Origin of the sequence: Sphingobacterium sp. UBA3549 (genome assembly GCF_002376635.1) — a bacterium.
Classification (GTDB): Bacteria; Bacteroidota; Bacteroidia; order Sphingobacteriales; family Sphingobacteriaceae; genus Sphingobacterium.
Genome location: NZ_DFOE01000024.1, coordinates 162,165 through 181,708 on the forward strand (window position 1 = coordinate 162,165; position 19,544 = coordinate 181,708).

Genomic DNA, 19,544 nt, shown 5'->3' on the forward strand with positions numbered 1-19,544 from the left:
TCAATATAAAACTGTTATGGAGAATCTAGAAAGAAGAGATTTTATTAAAACTTCTGCTGTAGTAGCCGGTGGCGCAATCTTGAGCTCGTTACCGCTATCGGGCGCATATGCTGCAGGTTCAGATGTCATTAAAGTTGCCTTAGTCGGCTGTGGGGGCCGGGGAACAGGAGCTACTTTCGATGCACTGAGCTCGGGAATGAACATTAAGGTTGTGGCTTTGGCCGATGCCTTTAAAGATAATTTAGATAGTACATATAATACTCTCAAAGAAAAATGGCAAGATAAGATCGATGTGAGCGACAACCATAAATTTGTCGGATTCGACGCTTATAAAGATGCGATTCAATTGGCAGATGTTGTTATCTTAGCCACGCCGCCAGGATTTAGACCGGCACATTTCGAAGAGGCAATCCGCCAGGGTAAGCATGTTTTCATGGAAAAACCCGTCGCCGTTGACATCCCGGGAGTGCAACAGGTGTTGCGGGCAGCGGCAGAAGCGAAGCGCAAAAAACTGAATGTTGTTGTGGGGTTGCAACGCCGTTATCAAACAAATTACCGGGAGGCTATCAAACGTATCCAAGAAGGTGCCATCGGTGATGTTACATCGGGACAAGTGTATTGGAACTCGGGTGGTGTATGGGTGCGTCCACGCAAACCGGAACAGACAGAAATGGAATATCAAATGCGTAACTGGTATTATTTCAACTGGTTGTGCGGTGACCATATTGTTGAACAGCATGTGCACAATATTGATATTGCCAACTGGGTAAAAGGAGCTTATCCGGTATCGATTCAAGGCACAGGAAGTAGGGCCCATCGTACCGGTAAAGAGTATGGCGAAATATACGACAATTTTGCATTAGAGTTGACCTATGCGGATAACAGTGTTGTCTACAGCCAGTGTAGACACTTTGAAGGAATTCATAACCGGGTTGACGAACAATTCCAGGCAACCAAAGGACGGGCTTATCTCTCTGCAGGTGGACAGGCTGTATTGTACGACTGGAAAGGAAAAGAAATCTATCGGCATGATGCTAAAGGGAATCCAAACCCCTACCAACAAGAACATAAAGAACTTTTTGCGGCCATTTCTAAAGGCGAATATAAATTTGATAATGCTGAATACGGTGCTTACAGTACATTGACAGGTATTATCGGACGTATTGCTTGTTATACAGGTAAAGTAATCAAGTGGGACGAAGCATTGAAATCGACCATTAAATTGGGCCCGGATGTACTCGCATGGGATGCAAAACCAAAATTGCTGCCAGATGCAGAAGGGTTTTATCCGGTAGCAGTGCCTGGCCAAAATACAAACCTCTATATTTAAGCTTTTGGGCTGATGAGATTAAAGTGGTATGTGTGTGTCCTATTTTTTAGTATCGTTTGTCGCATGCATGTACAGGCGCAAACCCCATTGCCTGAATTACACAAAATTAGGCTGGAAGGTCCCGCACAGGGGACACAATACCATATCACTTATTTTGCTTCCGACAGTCTTTTGAGACGGTCGGAAGTTGATAGTATATTGACGGCGATCGATTTGTCGATGTCAATATATCGCAAGGACTCGAAAATATCCCAGTTCAATACCGATTCGGTGAGGTCTATTGTCATGGATAACCACATGGCCAAGGTGATAAAAGCTTCCTTTAAGTATAATAAATTATCACATGGTCAATTTGATATTACGATTGCCCCTTTGGTCAACCTTTGGGGTTTTGGTGCCTATAAGAGTCCGGCAGCTCCAGATTCGGCGACGGTATTGAAAGTGAAGGAATTTGTTGGCATGCAGTATCTAAAGGTCCGTGGCAGCCATCTGATAAAAAAGAAAGAAGGAATTAAAATTGATGTCAATGGTATTGCACAGGGCTATACGGTAGATGTTTTGGCGGACTATCTTGAGCGAAAGGGAATTGTGAATTATATCGTTGAGGTCGGTGGTGAAATCAGGACTTCGGGTACGCCGCCTGGGGGGCAGGGGTTTTCCATTGGCATTGTCCAGCCAGATGATGATGGTGGTGAAGAATTGATTACTGCTGTGGCGCAGCTAAAAAAAGGAGCGCTGACCACAGCTGGTAGTTTCGAAAAGTATATCCAATATAAAGGGAAAAAATTGGGACACCATATCGATCCCGTTTCAGGTTTTCCATATCAGAGCGATATCCTAAGTGTCAGCGTCTATGCAAAAACTGCTATGGAAGCAGATGCACTGGATAATTATTTTATGGGCATGGAACCCGATAAAGTGATGACAGAAGCCAAAAAAATGAAAGGTGTGGCAGTATTTGTCATTTTTAAAAATAAAAATCAATCCATTCAAGCGATTTATTCGGAGGGATTTGGTAAATTATTTAAAAATTAATCAATTATAAAATAAAATGAAGAGATCGGATTTTATTAAAGGTAGTCTTTTGGCCGCTGGAGCCGGACTAGCTGGTCAGACTTTTGCGTCAACAAATCAACATACAGCTAATATGATGGATAAAGGTAAGACATTCAACCTAAATTACGCACCCCACCAAGGGATGTTCAAAAATTATGCAGGTGATAATTTTCTGGATGAAATTCGTTATATGTATGATTTGGGCTTTCGTGGTATAGAAGATAATGGCTTTTTAGGGAGAACTTTGGATGAGCAGAAAAAGATCGGTGATCTTTTGGCTAAGTTAGGCATGACCATGGGGGTATTTGTGGTGGACGGCGGACAAAACTGGATGCCATCATTGGCGACCGGCAAACAAGAGTATTTGGACAAGTTCGTCGAAACATGCAAGAAATCTGTGGAAGCTGCCAAGCGTTGCAATGCAAAATGGCTAACGGTAGTGCCAGGATTTTATGAACGTAGACTTCCCTGGGGCAATCAGTTTAGCAATATCCTAACAGCGATGCGAAAAGGCGCCGAGATCTTTGAGCCGCATGGTTTGGTGATGGTATTGGAAACATTAAGTGATACACCAGATTTGTTTTTGCAGCAAACACATGAGACGTACGCCTTATGTAAGGCCGTGAACAGCCCATCCTGTAAAATTTTATATGATATCTATCATATGCAGCGTACCGAAGGGGATTTAATTGCCAACATGAATCGTTGTTGGGACGAAATTGCCTACATTCAGATCGGCGATAACCCTGGAAGAAAAGAGCCAACTACAGGTGAAATTAATTACAAGAACGTATTCAAACATATTCACGGTAAGGGATATAAGGGAATTATGGGGATGGAACATGGTATCTCCAAACCGGGTAAAGAAGGCGAGGATCGCTTGGTGGCAGCGTATCGCGAGGTGGATAGCTTTTTGTAATATTTTAATAGTGTACTATTGACAATTAGATTTAATTTCTTAAATTGAGCTGGTAAAACCAATTAGTAGTATTGTAAAACACCATTTTTTTTATGATTTCATCAACAATTAAATTTAAACTATCTTTTATGATGTTCCTCGAATTTTTTATTTGGGGGGGATGGTTTGTCACATTAGGTACTTTCTTGAGCAAGAATTTGAACGCTACAGAATTTGAAAAAGCTAATGTATTTTCAACGCAATCATTGGGTGCGATTATCGCTCCTTTTATTGTCGGAATGATTGCCGACCGCTATTTTAATGCGGAGCGTATTTTGGGTGTTTTGCACTTGGTTGGTGCCGTATTGATGTATCAGATGTATGGTGCTGCAGATATGTCAACATTTTATCCGTATGTATTGGCTTATATGATTCTTTATATGCCAACATTAGCATTGACAAGTTCAGTTTCGTTTAGGCAACTGACCAATCCAGAAAAACAATTTTCAGGTATACGCATCTGGGGCACAATTGGCTGGATCGTTGCAGGTTTAGTTATCAGTTATTTTTGGGATGCAAAAGCTTCTGAAGGGGCATTGAAAAACACCTTTTTATTATCTGGTGTTGCTTCTTTAGTTCTTGGTGTATTCTCGTTTGCTCTGCCTAAGACTCCGCCAGTTAAATTGGATGAGGGCGAAAAACCTTCGTTTGCGTCAATCATTGGCCTGGATGCGATTAAATTGTTGAAAGACAAGAACTTTTTGATCTTTTTCGTTTCTTCGGTATTGATCTGTATTCCATTGGCATTTTATTACTCCAATGCTAACCCTTTTCTTTCTGAGATCGGGTTAGAAAATGCAACTGGTAAAATGACTATTGGTCAAGCATCGGAAGTATTGTTCTTATTGGCTTTACCAATCTTCTTTACAAGATTTGGCTTTAAGAAAACAATCCTGGTAGGGATGCTGGCTTGGGTAATTCGCTACCTTTTATTTGCTTATGGCAATGCGGGCGAGTTATCGTTCATGTTGTTGATCGGTATCGCACTACACGGTATCTGTTATGACTTTTTCTTTGTTTCAGGACAGATTTATACAGATAGCAAAGCTGGTGTTAAATACAAATCGGCTGCTCAGGGCTTAATTACTTTGGCAACTTACGGTGTTGGACAGTTGATCGGTTTCTGGGTTGCGGGCTATGTCGGAGACAAGTACAAAGATTTGAAGGCAACAGACCTGGCGGCATTCTGGAATCATACCTGGGTCGTACCAGCAATTATCGCAGCGGTGGTATTCTTTATCTTTCTAGCCCTTTTCAAGGACGAAAAGATCGATAGTACAAATGCTGCACACTAAACAGAAAAATAACTATTTAAAAAACAAATAATTAGAAGAGAGATGGCAACAAATACTTATGACGCAATTGTAATCGGTTCGGGGATAAGTGGTGGATGGGCTGCGAAAGAATTGACAGAGAAAGGGCTGAAAACAATTATGCTTGAGCGTGGTCGTAACATCGAACACATCAAAGATTATACTGCGCCAAATAAAAATCCATGGGAATGGCCTCATGCTGGCGGTCGTACGCAAAAAATGATCGAAGAGTATCCAGTTTTGCGTAGAGATTATCCATTGAACGAGAAAAACCTGGATTTTTGGGTAAATGAAAAGGAAAGCCCTTATACAGAAGTCAAACGTTTTGATTGGTACCGTGGGTATCATGTCGGCGGTAGATCGCTTATGTGGGGAAGACAATCTTATCGTTTAGGCGATTTGGATTTCGAAGCTAACTTAAAAGATGGTCACGGTGTGGACTGGCCGATTCGTTATAATGAAATTGCCCCTTGGTATAGTTATGCTGAAAAATTTGCCGGTATCTCGGGTAATCGTGACGGTGTGCCGTCTTTGCCAGATGGAGATTATATGCCTGCAATGGCGATGAATATTGTTGAAAAAGACTTGGCGGAGCGTTTGAAAAAACAATACGGCGGTCAACGTCATTTCATCATGGGTAGAACGGCCAATATTACCGTTCCGCATCACGACCGTGTAAATTGTCAATATCAGAACCAATGCTGGTTGGGTTGTAATTTTGGTGCTTATTTCAGTACACAATCCGCAACTTTACCCGCAGCGAAAAAAACAAATAACCTGACATTACGTCCTTTTTCCATCGTAACCAAAATTATCTACGATAAAAATACGAAAAAGGCAAAAGGTGTAGAAATTGTCGATGCTGAAACAAATCAAACCTATGAATTTTTCGCAAAGGTCATCTTTGTTTGTGCATCTGCATTGAACTCAACGTGGGTATTGATGAATTCTGCTACGGATGTTTGGGAAGGCGGTCTGGGTAGCAGCAGTGGTGAATTGGGGCACAACCTGATGGATCACCATTTCCGTTGTGGTGCCGGAGGTAAGATTGATGGTTATTTGGATAGCTACGTGTACGGCCGCAGACCAACAGGTTTGTATGTGCCTCGTTTTGTAAACGTAGAAGGTGATACCAAAAAGCGTGATTATGTTCGTGGCTTTGGATACCAGGGTGCCGCAGGTCGCGGACGTTGGTCTGGTGCTGTTGCAGAAATGGAAGTTGGCGGTGCATGGAAAGATGCAATCTGCGAACCAGGTGACTGGACCGTAGGTTTTACCGCTTTCGGAGAAACCTTGCCTTATCACGAAAATAAAGTTACACTTGATAAGACCAAAAAAGATAAATGGGGATTACCTGTATTATCATTTGACGCGGAGATCAAGGATAATGAATTAAAGATGCGTGGTGACATGCAGAATGAAATGAAAGAAATGTTGGAAAACATTGGTGTGAAAGATATCTATACCTACGATAATGTATATGGCTTCGGTCAAGGTATCCACGAAATGGGAACCGCCCGTATGGGACGTGATCCAAAGACTTCGGTCTTAAATGGTAATAACCAGGTGTGGGATGCTTTGAACGTATTTGTGACTGATGGTGCTTGTATGACATCTGCAGGTTGTGTCAATCCTTCATTAACGTACATGGCGCTTACTGCGCGTGCAGTTGACTTTGCAGTGAGCGAATTGAAAAAAGGTAACATCTAATAGCTAAAGATTGATAACAATGGAAAATAACGCAAATAAGACGAGTAGAAGAGGTTTTATAAAGAGCGCAGCAACAGCTGCTGCGGCTTTTATGATCGTCCCTCGCCATGTATTGGGCGGAAATGGCTTTACAGCTCCAAGCGACAAATTACAAGTAGCAGGTATCGGTGTTGGAGGGAAAGGTTTTAGTGACATCAATGCGTTTCATGATTCAGGAAAAGCAGATTTGGCTTTCTTGTGTGATGTGGACGACCGTCGTGCAGCCGGTGCATTAAAACGTTACCCTAAAGCAAAATATTATAAAGACTATCGCGAGATGTTGGATAAGGAACACAAACGTATTGAAGCTGTTTCTGTTTCGACTCCAGATCATCAACATGCAATTCAGGCGCTTGCCGCTATGCAATTAGGTAAGCACGTGTACGTTCAAAAACCGCTGACACACGATGTTTGGGAAGCCAGAGCATTGACGCATGCCGCTAAGAAATATAAAGTAGTGACCCAAATGGGAAATCAGGGGGCATCGAATGATGGACCACGTTTTGTGCGTGAATGGTACGAAGCTGGTCTTATTGGTGATGTACATACTGTATATTGTTGGACAGACCGTCCGGTATGGCCTTCAGGTATTGCTTGGCCTACAGGTAAAGCTGATATTCCGAAAGAATTGGATTGGGATCTTTGGTTAGGTACTGCACCTTACAAAGAATATGTCGACAAACTGGTGCCTTTCAACTGGCGGGGCTGGTGGGATTATGGTACAGGAGCGTTAGGAGATATGGGCTGTCACTTGTTGGAAGTTCCTTTCAGTACGTTAGGGCTGACATATGTACAAGATGTACAAGCAACTGTAGGTTCTGTATATGTAGACGAATTCAAACGTGGATATTTCCCTGAAAGCTGTCCGCCATCAAGCCACGCGACATTAACATTCCCGAAAACACCGCGTACTAATGGCCCTGTCACGTTACACTGGATGGATGGTGGTATTCAGCCTGCCCGTCCGGATGAATTAGGTCCAAACGAAATTTTTGGTGATGGTGGTAACGGAATCTTACTTGTGGGTACAAAGGGAAAAATCCTTGCTGATACTTATGGACAGAATGCACGTTTATTACCAATTTCAAGAAAAGAGCAAATTGCCCAAAAGTATGCTCGTGTACCGGGACAAGAAAGTGGACACTATGCACAATGGGTAGAAGCTTGTCAGGCTGGATACGGTAAGAAAGAGGTGAGTTCGCCATTTGAAATCGCCGGTCCGTTGACAGAAGCTTTATTGATGGCTAATTTGGCAATTAGAGGAGCTGATTTACGTATCGATGGCAAATATCCTGGACGTAACCTGAAATTGTTGTGGGATAACAATAATATGCGCGTTACAAACTTTGATCATGTCAATCAGTATGTAAAACGTAATTACAGACAAGGTTGGGAAATGAAATATAATTTCTAAAATTAAGATATTTAGTAGTATGAATAGAAGAGAAGCATTACAACGAGTTGCCTTAATTTTAGGAGGTACCGTTATTGGCGCTAATTTATTTTTGGAAGGTTGTACACGTTCGGCAACGAAAGATGTACAAGCATTATTTGAAGCTAAAACGACCGATTTATTAGGCGACCTAGCTGAAGCAATCTTACCAGCTACCGCTACCCCGGGAGCGAAAGAAGCAGGAGTAGGAAGTTTTATTCCTGTCATGGTACGTGATTGTTATACAGAGAAGCAGCAAAAAGCGTTTTTAGATGGTTTGGGCAGTTTGGACGATAAGTCGAAAGAAGTGAAAGAGAAACCATTCCTGGAACTTTCGGCGGAAGATAGAACGGCGGTTGCGGCGGCTTTGGATAAAGAAGCGAACGAGTTTAACAAAAAACAGGCTGAAGATCAGAAAGATATTCGGGAGAAAAATAGAGAGAAACAGAATGAATTGTACAATTATGTGGATAATGATCCACCTCATTGGTTCACCATGTTTAAACAGCTCACGTTGACTGGTTTCTTTAACTCTGAACTGGGCTGTACGAAGGCACTGCGCTATGTGAAGATTCCCGGAAAATTTGATGGTAACCTTCCCTACAAAAAAGGAGACAAAGCATTTGCTTAACAAAGCTTGCAATAGTAAAGATAAAAAGGAGGCCATGGTCTCCTTTTTATTTTGTCTCGATTGCCAGGGCAAAATGGATCCGCTGCTGTTTAGTAACGGTCATGAAATATCCCTGATCGGTAGAATCACCATTGATTTCTACAGTATCATTATAGCGCAGTTCACGAAGATAGTTCATCTCCAGCGATTTGATCTGATTAGTTAACACGAGCTCCATAGGCAACCTGTCCATACACCAGTCGAGATATTTGACATTGTTGGCGTGGTTGACAATATCCAGATCGGAAAGTTTTACGATATATTCATCCCTATTTTTGACCGTGCTGGAAATATCGAGTTTAGAAAACGGCCGCTGAGTAGCCGGACGGTCTGGGTATGTCACAAAATCTCCAGTCGAAATTGCGAGCGTTTCGGAACTTCTTTTCACCGTATTGATGACAGCCCAGTAACTGCTTGCTGTCACATAGAGCTGCCCATTCACTGTAATTTCAAAATTTCTGGTCGAGCGCGCGCCTTCTAATTCTTGTACCCAGGTCTTCACCTTGACAATATCCATCCATTTGGGTAATCTCGCAATCTCAATTCGTATACGGCTTAGTACCCACGTTTGGTTATGTTTGGCCATTTCTTTAAATCCAAACCCCGCTACATTGGCATGCTCTCCAGCGGTGAGCTGCAAAATATTAGACAAATCGGAGAAGCGGATGCGACCATTGGAGTAGCACTGCGTGAAATTAATTTCCCACTCTCTTTCGAAAACAGAACGTTCCATATAGCATATATTTTCGGCAAAAATAGATAATATGAATGATTTATGCCATCCTCACACTATGAAATGACACTATATTCAGATAACGCGCACTCGCCCCAAGGTGCAAACGTTTTTTTATTGTAAAATAAATGATAGTTTTCTATTATAGTATTGATTTTTATAAGTGGAATTGGTAGATTTAAATAAGCCAATGGCAGAAAGGAATAAAATAAGATTGGCTTTTGCGCGTTATCAATAGTGAACGCAAAGAATATTTTTACACATTAAATGCTCGTATTATGGTTGGACAACTAATAGCTAAAGAGGAAATTCCTCAGTTTAAATTTATCCCGGCGATTGAAGATAAAACAGCTACCTTTATGGATAAATTGAAAGGCGCACTTCGGTTGGGAAATGAGTTTAAATCCAAAACCGAAATTGCCTTTCAGACAGATTCCGGACCAAAGCGTATCGAAACCACTGTGTGGTCTTTAACCGATAGATATATTCAGATTAAGAGTGGCGTTTTAATACCATTAAAGTCTATTATAGCAATTGATTATTAAGCAATAAAACGAGAGGCTCCTAATTTAAGGAGCCTCTCGTTTTATACGATTACATCTTGCCTGTTGGCAAAAAAAGAGTTTATTGTCTTTTCTTCAAAAGGGAGCTTTTGTAAACCGTAATTTTTAGTACGATTCACCGGTCAATTCTTTTAGTCGTATCTCCGAGACTTTAGCATCGTATTGTGCAGTATAACTCCGCGTCATTGCATTGATGTAATTTAACTGCGCTGTTCTTACTTCCAACGTTGTTATGGTACCGATCCGGAATTTATCCATGGTGATGTTTAAATTTTCTTTTGCCAGTTCCTCATTTTTCCGTTCTACATTGGCCAGTTCGATGTTGGTAATGTAGGTTTGAAACAAAGTCCTTACCTGAGCCTGTATATCTTGTTTTTGCTGTTTTATCTGTATTTCAGAACTTTTGATCTGAAATTTGGCGATACGTTCGTTTCTGTTTTGCAAAAAGCCATTGAAGATGTTAAGGGATGCTGATACACCGTAGGTGAGACCTCTATTTTTGTTTTCTGTAGAGAAACCAAGTGAGGAGTGAGATTCGTTCCAATTATACCCACTATTTAAACCAATTTTAGGGTAACGTTCGGCTTTCACTGCCTTTAGGTTGAGTTCGGCGACACGATTGTTGATGATGGCAAGCTGAATTTGAGGATTTTGTTGATCAGCAATTTCGATGAGATTACCCAGTTTAAGATCCGTATCCAGTTTCATTTCATCTTCAACTTCAAAGTCTAGGCTCAAATCTCTAGTCATCAATTGGTTGAGGTAAGTTTTGGTGTTTTTAAAGCTTTCGAGTTGCCTGAGTAGGTTTGTCTGATCGGTATTCAGGTCGACTTTGGCATTCAGCAGATCGAGCTTTGAACCTTTTCCGATCTGTAGGCGATTTTCGGCCAGAGTAACCCGATATTGAGAAAGTGTAATGGTTGTATCTAAAGCGTCAATCAATCGTTTTTGCTGTACAAGATTATAATAGGTGGCCATGACTTCACTGAGTTGTGTAATGACCTCATATCTAATCTCCGCCTCACCCTGACGCTGTATCTCTTTAAATCGATCCCTACGCGCAAACATACCCAATCCGTCAAATATCGTCCAGTTTAAGTTAACGCCATACGACATATTGTCATTTTTAGCATTGGAAACCTGCTGTACTTGTCCATCGGCCCTAACCTGTCGTGAATTCTGAACCGAATTGCTTCTGTTAAATGTGCCGGTTACTGCGGGAAGCATACCAGCGCTTCCCAAACTGGTATTCTCGATATCAATGTTGTTGTCATTTTTAGCCAAAAGAATATTGAAGTTATTGCTCAACGTTGTTTTTAGCGCATCTTCCAAGGTCAATATCTCTTGGGCACGAGCTTGAAACATGATGGAGCAAAGCCATATTAGTAGGGTGAAATTTCTCTTCATGTTTAATTATTCGTAGCTTTTAATGTTATCAAATTCTGGTCTATGCTTTTTTTGTCGTGACCACATATAGTAGATGGCCGGGATGATGAATAAGGTCAGAATAAGCGAAAATATGGTACCCCCGACGATTACTACCCCCATTCCAATTCTGCTGGTCGAAGCAGCACCGAGCGACATCGCAATTGGCAATGCACCGAGTGCGATGGCCAAACTGGTCATTAAAATTGGTCTAAGGCGCGATTCGACTGCATGCATGATTGCCTCAAATTTTTCCATTCCTTCTTCTCGCATCTGGTTGGCAAATTCGACAATCAGAATACCATTTTTGGTGACGAGGCCGATTAGCATGATTGTCCCAATTTGACTGAATATATTCCAGGTTTGGTCAAATAACCACAAACTGATCAGGGCGCCGGCTACAGCCATCGGTACCGTAAGGATAATGATAAATGGGTCGAGAAAGCTTTCAAATTGAGCCGCTAGGATCAGGTAGATAAGCAACAAAGCAAGGCCGAAGGCAAATAGGGTATTGGAGCTACTCTCAACAAAATCACGCGATTCACCGCTAAGATCGGTCGTAAAGCTCTGATCGAGTACTTTTTCCTTTATACGGTCCATTGCAGCAATGCCGTCGCTCATACTCATACCAGGAGCCAAGCCGGCGGAAACGGTCGCGGACATATAACGGTTGTTATGATAGAGTTGGGGCGGACTGCTTTCTTCTTTCACACTTACAACGTTGTCCAATTGGATGAGCTGCCCCATGTTATTGCGAACATAGATGGAAGAAAGATCCGTTGGAGTCGCCCGACGGTCATTCTCAACCTGGCCAATTACTTGATATTGTTTACCATCGCGCATAAAATAGGCAAATCGTTGACCGCTTAGCAACAGTTGTAAGGATTGAGATACATCCAGTACAGATACGCCAAGGCTCAGCGCTTTTAGACGGTCAATTTCGACATGAAGTTCTGGTTTGTTGAACTTTAGGTTGATATCCGTTGTCGAGAATGTTGGATCACTGTTCACCTCAGTCATAAATTGAGGTATTTTTTCCTGCAGCTTTTCGAAATTCTGCGCCTGAATAATATACTGAACGGGTAATCCGCCTCTTCGGTTCATGGATATCGTTGGCGTCTGTGAAACATTGACGCGAACGGCATCGTATTGTTTGGTCCACTTGGTCAGTTCTTTAGCGATATCGTCCTGCGATTTCTGACGTTCACTTGGGTCAACCAACGTCATCCGGATACGTCCGGAGTTGACCGATGCGGCGCCAAATCCCGGCGAAGTGATGTTAAGACTGATCTTATTCTCCGGGATCGAATCATACACCAGTTTATCAAGTTCCTGCATATAGCGATCCATATATTCATAGGTGGCACCTTCTGGACCTGTTACATTGACAGAAATATTACTTCGGTCATCATAAGGTGCAGTTTCCTTTTTAATGGACGAAAAAAGGATTCCAATAATCACAAAGCAGATGATCAGGATCGGAAAGCTGATCCATTTAAATTTCATGAATTTGTCAAGGGCATTGGCATACCCCTTGTTCATCTTGACAAACATGGGTTCGGTCCAATTATAAAATTTCGTCTTCTTGTGTCCACCACCCTTGATCAAATAGGCATTGAGCATAGGGGTGAGGGTCAGGGAAACAAATGCAGAAACCAGTACGGCCGAAGCGATAACGACTCCAAATTCACGAAATAAACGCCCCACAAAGCCCTGAAGAAATATAACAGGTAAGAATACGGCTGCAAGTGTGATTGAAATCGAGATAACAGCAAAGAAGATTTCCTTCGAGCCCTTCAAAGCAGCCTCTATAGGAGACATACCTTCTTCCACTTTCTTAAATATATTTTCCGTCACTACAATCCCATCGTCGACGACAAGACCTGTCGCGAGTACAATGGCGAGCAACGTCAGTACATTAATCGAAAATCCAAAAATGTACATAATAAAAAAGGTTGCAATCAATGAGACGGGAATATCCAGAAGAGGCCGCAATGCGATACCCCAGTCGCGGAAGAAAAAGTAAATAATCAAGGTAACCAAGATAATTGAAATCAGCAGTGTCTCGGCGACTTCCTCAACAGATTTTTTAATAAATGTGGTGTTGTCAGAAGCAATGTTAAGGATAATATCTTGGGGTAGATCTTCCTTGATCTGATCGAGCATTTTATAAAAATTATTGGCAATATCGAGGTAGTTTGTACCGGGTTGAGGAATAATCGCTATACCAACCAATTGCTTCCCATTGCTGACCATTTTTGTTTCCAGGTTTTCGGCATCTATTTCTGCCCGGCCAATGTCGATGAATTTGACAATACGGCTGCTATCGGATTTCAGAATGATATCATTAAACTCTTCGGGTGTAGAAAGATTTCCTACTGTCTTTACGGTGAGCTCCGTGGTGTTTCCGACAATTTTTCCAGAGGGCAATTCAACGTTTTGGTTATTCAGAGCCGTGCGGATATCAGAAGCCGTAATGCCATACGCAGCCATACGGTCGGGGTTGAGCCATAATCGCATGGCGTAGCGTTTTTGACCATAAATTTGGGTACTGCTGACACCTGGAATCGTCTGTAGTCTTTCCGAGATCACATTTTCTGCGTAGTCGCTCAGCGAAAGTTTATCGCGCGTTTCACTTTGTAGCGTCAACGTGATGATAGGATCGGAATCAGCGTCAGCCTTGGAAACAACGGGTGGGGCATCAATATCCTGAGGTAAACTTCGGATGGCCTGAGAGACCTTATCACGGACATCATTTGCCGCCTCTTCAAGATTTTTTTGCAGACCAAATTCGATGGTAATATTACTGGACCCCTGGTTACTGGAGGAGGATATATTCCGGATACCATCGATCGAATTGATAGCCTTTTCTAAGGGCTCGGTAATCTGAGATTCAATGATATCTGGATTTGCACCCGCATAGTTTGTTCTAACAGAAACAATAGCGGGGTCAATGGAGGGGTATTCGCGGACGCCCAAAAAGCTAAAACCAATGTAGCCAAATAATATAATGGTGATATTGACGACAATAGTTAAAACCGGGCGTTTAATAAAAATAGCAGATAAATTCATGCACAGTTAGTTAGCTAATGATACCTTAACTTTTGATCCATCTTTTAACGACAGGACACCTGTGGTTAGAACGGTGTCACCGGCACTGATCCCAGATAAAATGACAATATCTTTGTCGGTACGTGCGCCTGTTTCAACCTTCACTTCTTTGGCTAGGCCATGCTGTAATACAAACACTTTTTTTCCGTCCTGAACAGGTACGATGGCTTCAGTTGGAATGGATATCGCATCGTTTTCTACCTCGATTGGAACGCTAACGTTAACAAATGATCCTACTTTCAACTTTCCCTGCTCATTATTTGCGCGGGCTCTGACCGTGAGCGTTCTGGTGTTAAGTGATACTTGAGGTTCTATAGCGTAGATGTTTGCTTTCATGACGGTTGGGTCATTAGCAACACTAAACTCGATCGGCATATTCACTTTGACGATACTGCTGTATTTTTCGGGAACTGCGAAGGTGATTTTTACCAAGTTGTCCTTGACCAGATTTGTGATCAGCGTGGTGGGCGAGACAATGGCTCCAACAGAAATATTACGTAATCCAATCATCCCACTAAATGGTGCCCTTATGGTGGTCTTTGATATTTGTGCCTGGATCAACTGGATCTGTGCGGCTGAAGTTTTTAAGGCCGCACTGGCAATATCAAACTCCTCCTGACTGATAGCGCCTCTTTGCAACAGCAATTTGGCCCGGCGTTCATTTTCTGCATTGAGCTGATTGGTCGTTTGTGATTGTCTTAATTGCGCCTGCAGTTCTATATCATCAATCTTGATCAAAGGTTCGCCCTGCCTGACCCGCTGTCCTTCTGCAAAATATATTTTGGTAATTCGACCACTGACTTCACTTCTGACTTCGACCTGCTCTTCTGCATCGATGCTTCCCGAAAGATTGATCGATCTATCGGCGACAGAAGATTTGGCAATGATTGCCTGTGCCGGCACTGGCACATCTTTTTTCTCCTTCGGCTTATCGGTTCCCTCTTTATCTTTTTTAGCAGTAAGCAGAAAGTATCCACCTCCAAAAACAGCGCAGGCCAAAAGAAGGTAAATGATCGATTTTTTATTCATATGGTATAGTATCTTATGTACTTTTTACATTTAACTGGTAAATATAGGTTTATTATAATGCGGATACGGGTTGTCAAAAGGATTTTACAATACACACAAAACTCAGGCAAGAAGCTGCACTGTGCGTTTACTGGGAGCGAAGGGAGATAAAAAAAGCTAGAAATGAATTTCTAGCTTTGTGTCTACTATTTTTTTGATTTTGTTTTTTGTTCAATTTCTTTTGGCTCCGCATTATCTACTTTTGGCTTGATTGCTGCTCTTGACAAATGTGGTCTTCTTTTTCCAAAAGAACCATTCGATATTTTTCCTCTTCTGGTTTTGATGTCACCTTTTCCCATAGTGTAAAATATTTTGGTTTTAAAAATTATATATAACCTAAATATAGGGATTTGTTTTTAAAGATTCAACTGTTTTGTCTTCAAATAATGGGAAAAATGCGTTTTTGAACATCAATTTTGAAATTTTGGGTAATGGTATCGAAAAATAAATTATTGACTGGTTTATTTTCAGCAACCAAATAGGGGATTTCCAATATGTTATCTTTTAATTTGATACGGTAATAGCCATATAATAATCCTTTGGTCGTCTGAATGGATTCGATTTTCTGCACGGCCTCGATATCCTTAAAAAGGTTAAAGCTATAATTTTCTCCTTTTAATTGTTCAATAAAAACTTCATCAGTTTTGGCATTATACCATATTTGCTGGCTTTTTACCTTACTAAAATGATTGTTGAATAAAAATAGATAACCCAAAAGAAAGATTGCAATTGGAAGTAAGAACAGTACAATTTTTATCTTTATGAAAAGCAATACGACAATCAGCACGAGGATAACCCCCATAATGACATTGGAAATGGTTTTTTTTAGATTCGCCTGAATGACTGCGGGTGAAGCCTCAATCAATTGAAAGCCTGTTTTTAAGTCCTTAGATACATCGGTGGCAAACCCAAAAAAATTAAATCTTTTGCGTATCATCAGATAAGCAATTAGAATGATAAGTCCAATGATCAGAAACCGCATATTGTATACCTAGTATTGTTCGTCTTCGTTTGGGTATTTTACTGCTTTCACCTCAGAGACGTAATTGCTTACTGCGGTGATAATTTGCTCATGCAAGTTAGCAAAATGACGCATAAATTTAGGTTTAAAATCTGCATTCATGCCCAGCATATCGTTAATGACAAGTACCTGCCCATCGCAATCCGGTCCAGCACCGATACCTACCGTAGGAATTGTCAATGTTTCGGTCACTGTCTTGGCCAATTTAGCAGGTATCTTTTCCAAAACAATGGCAAAACAGCCGGCGTCCTGTAAAGCAAGTGCATCTTCGATTAGTTTAGCTGCTTCTTGCTCTTCCTTTGCACGGACACCAAAATTGCCAAATTTGTTGATAGATTGGGGAGTGAGGCCCAGGTGACCACATACGGGAATGCCTCCGGCAATGATTTTTTTAATGTTTTCTATGATTTCAATACCACCTTCCAGCTTCAGTGCATGTGCACCAGATTCCTTCATCATACGGACGGCTGCGTTATAGGCCGCATTGGCAGATCCCTGATAGGATCCGAACGGTAAGTCTGCCAATACCATGGCGCGCTGCGTACCCCTTGCAACAGACGCCGCATGGTAAATCATATGATCAAGGGTAATAGGCAAGGTAGTTTCGTATCCAGCAAATACATTGGCGGCAGAATCTCCAATCAAAATAACATCAACACCAGCCTGATCGACCATTTTAGCCATGGAATAATCGTAGCTGGTCAGCATAGAAATCTTTTCCTGGCGGTCTTTCATGGCTTGTAGCATGGCGGTGCTAACGCGTTTCATTTCTTTGTTTACAGACATCTTAACTTTTATTTTGTGTCCAAAAGTAAGCTTTTTATCATACATTGACCAATATTCTGCCTGGTGTTTTGTATTTTTGCCAAATGATACAAAATGAGAATCGTCTATTTAAATTTCCCAAATTTTCAGAATTAATCATTCATGAGGATGAAAATTTGATTGTTATCAATAAACCACCGTTTGTAGCTTCTTTGGATGAACGTGAGGGCGGAGAGGTCAATATCCTTCGATTGGCGAAAAAATACCATCCGGATGCGCAGGTGTGCCACCGTTTGGACAAAGAGACTTCGGGTATTTTATTAATTGCCAAAAACCCCGAAACGTATCGTTCAATTTCTATTGCATTTGAAAAAAGAAGAGTGAATAAGACCTACCATGCGATCATAGGCGGTACGCATACTTTTCAGGATTTGCTGGTTGATTTACCGATCTTGAACCAGGGTAATAAAAATGTATCTATTGACCGTGCCAATGGCAAAGCAGCAGAAACCATTTTCAATTCGATCAAATATTACAAGAATTATACATTAGTAGAGTGTAAGCCCATTACGGGACGTATGCACCAAATCCGTATTCACCTGGCAACACAACATGCAGCTATTGTGGGCGACGATATGTATCGCGGCAAACCGGTTTATTTATCTCAAATCAAGAAAAGAGGCTATACGTTGTCGAAAGATGAGGAAGAACAACCTATCATGAAGCGTTTTGCCCTACATGCCAAAGATATCGAATTCGAACTGAATGGAGTTAAAATGGTTTTCGATGCGCCCTATCCAAAGGATTTTGCGACATTATTGAAACTGTTAGATAAGTTTGATTCGTAAATAGCCCGGTTACAGATGAGTCCGAAGACAAAAAAAATAGTCGGAAACGTTGTATTTGTACTGCTTATTGGCTTGTTGATTTGGCCTACAAGTAGAAGTTATTTTCAGCAAGCCCTAATGAAAATAGGCTTCTTTAAACTAAAGTTAGAAGTTACGCCGGACGCTAAAAAATCTTTTGCGACTTCGCCCAAGATAGGCAGTGAGGTATCTTTTATAAACCAGCAAGGCGAGCCTGTAAAGGTGGCTGATCTCAGAGGAAAGGTGATTTTTATCAATTTCTGGGCAACTTGGTGTGCCCCTTGCCGGGCCGAAATGCCGTCGATCAACAAACTTTATAATACGTATAAGGATAACGCCCATGTCGTGTTTTTGATTGTTGAGGTGGAGGGTGATCGAGCGAAGGCCGAAGCGTTTATTAAGGGAGAGGGTTTGAGCTTACCAGTAAGCTTTCCGAACAGTGATATTCCAAAGGAGTGGCTTTCTGGGCCTATTCCAACAACGCTCATATTGGATAAGGAAGGAAATCTTGCCGCAAGGCATGAAGGACTTGCTGACTATTTCACTCCAGAGGTGACCACATTTATTCAAGATTTAATCAATAAATAATTTTTTAAGATCTCTAAAATAAGCATGACAAGAGCAGAACTTATTCATCAAATAAAAGCGAAACGCTCATTTCTATGTGTCGGACTGGACACAGACCTTGCCAAAATCCCTGATCATCTTTTAGACGATGAGGATCCGATCTATAGCTTTAACAAAGCCATAATAGAAGCAACAGCTGATCTTTGTGTAGCCTACAAACCCAATATAGCATTTTATGAATGTTATGGAATAAAAGGTTGGCAATCGCTTCAAAAAACCTGGGCCGCTTTACCAAAGGATTGTTTCAGTATTGCTGACGCAAAAAGAGGGGATATCGGTAATACATCCGGACGTTATGCGATGGCATTTTTTGATGAAAAGGCTTCTGGTCTCGGATTTGATAGTATCACCATTGCACCTTATATGGGTAAGGATTCGGTAACGCCCTTTTTGGATTTTAAAGACAAATGGGCTATCGTGCTTGCTTTGACATCAAATGAGGGCAGCTTAGACTTTCAGAATTTTGAGAATATAGAAGGGCTGCAATTGTTCGAACAAGTGATTGACAAAGTCAACACCTGGGGCACGCCAGAAAATCTCATGTATGTGGTAGGAGCAACCCGAGGAGAAGGATTTATCAAAATTAGGGAACATGCGCCAGATCATTTTTTATTGGTTCCGGGAGTGGGGGCTCAGGGGGGCTCGCTCGAAGATGTTTGTAAATTTGGTATGAACAAAGATTGTGGACTTTTGGTAAACAGCACAAGGGGCATTATCTATGCTTCGAAAGGGACTGATTTCGCTGAAAGAGCACGGCAGGAAGCCTTAATTCTTCAAAAAGAAATGGAAGTAGAGCTGGTAAAAGCGGGTATTATTTCCTGATTTGACATTTAATAATTCATTCGTAATACTTACCT

18 protein-coding genes are annotated in these 19,544 nt (G+C 41.5%); 11 read left to right on the forward strand and 7 right to left on the reverse strand.

From position 1 onward, the window contains the following. Positions 1-16 precede the first annotated feature (16 nt). The 7 genes from B2W36_RS12685 (at position 17) to B2W36_RS12715 (ending at position 8,469) form a co-directional block, all read left to right on the forward strand. The gene (locus B2W36_RS12685) at positions 17-1,330 is read left to right on the forward strand and encodes a Gfo/Idh/MocA family oxidoreductase (protein ID WP_293888012.1); all 1,314 of its coding nucleotides are present in this window, start codon (positions 17-19) and stop codon (positions 1,328-1,330) included. A gap of 12 nt (positions 1,331-1,342) precedes the next feature. Continuing rightward, positions 1,343-2,365 carry an FAD:protein FMN transferase gene (locus tag B2W36_RS12690; RefSeq protein WP_293888014.1) on the forward strand — a complete coding sequence of 341 codons (1,023 nt, stop codon included), beginning with the start codon at positions 1,343-1,345 and terminating at the stop codon, positions 2,363-2,365. A gap of 16 nt (positions 2,366-2,381) precedes the next feature. Beyond that, the gene (locus B2W36_RS12695) at positions 2,382-3,305 is read left to right on the forward strand and encodes a hydroxypyruvate isomerase family protein (RefSeq protein WP_209581031.1); all 924 of its coding nucleotides are present in this window, start codon (positions 2,382-2,384) and stop codon (positions 3,303-3,305) included. A gap of 95 nt (positions 3,306-3,400) precedes the next feature. Beyond that, the gene (locus tag B2W36_RS12700; RefSeq protein ID WP_209581274.1) at positions 3,401-4,639 is read left to right on the forward strand and encodes a nucleoside permease; all 1,239 of its coding nucleotides are present in this window, start codon (positions 3,401-3,403) and stop codon (positions 4,637-4,639) included. A 42-nt stretch (positions 4,640-4,681) separates the two neighbouring features. After that, positions 4,682-6,367, forward strand: coding sequence for a GMC oxidoreductase (locus B2W36_RS12705; RefSeq protein ID WP_293884502.1), 1,686 nt, complete (start codon positions 4,682-4,684; stop codon positions 6,365-6,367). Between the two features lie 19 nt (positions 6,368-6,386). Further along, on the forward strand, positions 6,387-7,820 hold the full coding sequence (locus tag B2W36_RS12710) for a Gfo/Idh/MocA family protein (protein WP_293888017.1): 1,434 nt from the start codon (positions 6,387-6,389) through the stop codon (positions 7,818-7,820). Between the two features lie 19 nt (positions 7,821-7,839). Then, entirely contained in the window at positions 7,840-8,469 is a 630-nt protein-coding gene (locus B2W36_RS12715) for a gluconate 2-dehydrogenase subunit 3 family protein (protein WP_293888019.1), read from the forward strand. 46 nt (positions 8,470-8,515) lie between these two features. Here the strand turns inward: B2W36_RS12715 and B2W36_RS12720 are convergent, their stop codons facing one another. After that, on the reverse strand, positions 8,516-9,241 hold the full coding sequence (locus B2W36_RS12720) for an acyl-[acyl-carrier-protein] thioesterase (protein ID WP_293884504.1): 726 nt from the start codon (positions 9,239-9,241) through the stop codon (positions 8,516-8,518). Positions 9,242-9,519: 278 nt separating this feature from the next. Here B2W36_RS12720 and B2W36_RS12725 point away from each other — a divergent pair, with 278 nt between their 5' ends. Continuing rightward, the gene (locus B2W36_RS12725) at positions 9,520-9,786 is read left to right on the forward strand and encodes a hypothetical protein (protein WP_293884505.1); all 267 of its coding nucleotides are present in this window, start codon (positions 9,520-9,522) and stop codon (positions 9,784-9,786) included. Positions 9,787-9,909: 123 nt separating this feature from the next. On the opposite strand, the gene B2W36_RS12730 is transcribed toward B2W36_RS12725, so the two are convergent. The 6 genes from B2W36_RS12730 to panB all read right to left on the reverse strand — a co-directional run bounded on the left by B2W36_RS12730 (position 9,910) and on the right by panB (position 17,215). Then, positions 9,910-11,211, reverse strand: a complete 1,302-nt coding sequence (locus B2W36_RS12730) for a TolC family protein (protein WP_293884506.1) — start codon at positions 11,209-11,211, stop codon at positions 9,910-9,912. A gap of 6 nt (positions 11,212-11,217) precedes the next feature. After that, on the reverse strand, positions 11,218-14,301 hold the full coding sequence (locus B2W36_RS12735; protein WP_293888021.1) for an efflux RND transporter permease subunit: 3,084 nt from the start codon (positions 14,299-14,301) through the stop codon (positions 11,218-11,220). Positions 14,302-14,307: 6 nt separating this feature from the next. Then, entirely contained in the window at positions 14,308-15,369 is a 1,062-nt protein-coding gene (locus B2W36_RS12740; protein ID WP_293888023.1) for an efflux RND transporter periplasmic adaptor subunit, read from the reverse strand. A gap of 185 nt (positions 15,370-15,554) precedes the next feature. Next, on the reverse strand, positions 15,555-15,707 hold the full coding sequence (locus tag B2W36_RS12745) for a 30S ribosomal protein THX (RefSeq protein ID WP_209581011.1): 153 nt from the start codon (positions 15,705-15,707) through the stop codon (positions 15,555-15,557). A gap of 80 nt (positions 15,708-15,787) precedes the next feature. Beyond that, positions 15,788-16,345, reverse strand: a complete 558-nt coding sequence (locus tag B2W36_RS12750; RefSeq protein WP_293888025.1) for a hypothetical protein — start codon at positions 16,343-16,345, stop codon at positions 15,788-15,790. A gap of 54 nt (positions 16,346-16,399) precedes the next feature. Next, positions 16,400-17,215 carry a 3-methyl-2-oxobutanoate hydroxymethyltransferase gene (gene panB / locus B2W36_RS12755; RefSeq protein ID WP_209581004.1) on the reverse strand — a complete coding sequence of 272 codons (816 nt, stop codon included), beginning with the start codon at positions 17,213-17,215 and terminating at the stop codon, positions 16,400-16,402. A gap of 83 nt (positions 17,216-17,298) precedes the next feature. Between panB and B2W36_RS12760 the strand changes: the two genes are divergently transcribed. The 3 genes from B2W36_RS12760 to pyrF are packed head-to-tail and all read left to right on the forward strand — an operon-like array spanning position 17,299 to position 19,509. Beyond that, complete coding sequence (locus B2W36_RS12760) at positions 17,299-18,042, forward strand: RluA family pseudouridine synthase (RefSeq protein WP_293888027.1); 744 nt, start codon at positions 17,299-17,301, stop codon at positions 18,040-18,042. A 15-nt stretch (positions 18,043-18,057) separates the two neighbouring features. Further along, positions 18,058-18,648 (forward strand): TlpA family protein disulfide reductase, encoded by a 591-nt coding sequence (locus B2W36_RS12765; protein ID WP_293888029.1) that lies wholly within the window; start codon positions 18,058-18,060, stop codon positions 18,646-18,648. Positions 18,649-18,672: 24 nt separating this feature from the next. Continuing rightward, positions 18,673-19,509: an orotidine-5'-phosphate decarboxylase gene (gene pyrF, locus B2W36_RS12770; protein WP_293888031.1), complete on the forward strand. Its 837-nt coding sequence runs from the start codon at positions 18,673-18,675 to the stop codon at positions 19,507-19,509. Positions 19,510-19,544 lie beyond the last annotated feature (35 nt).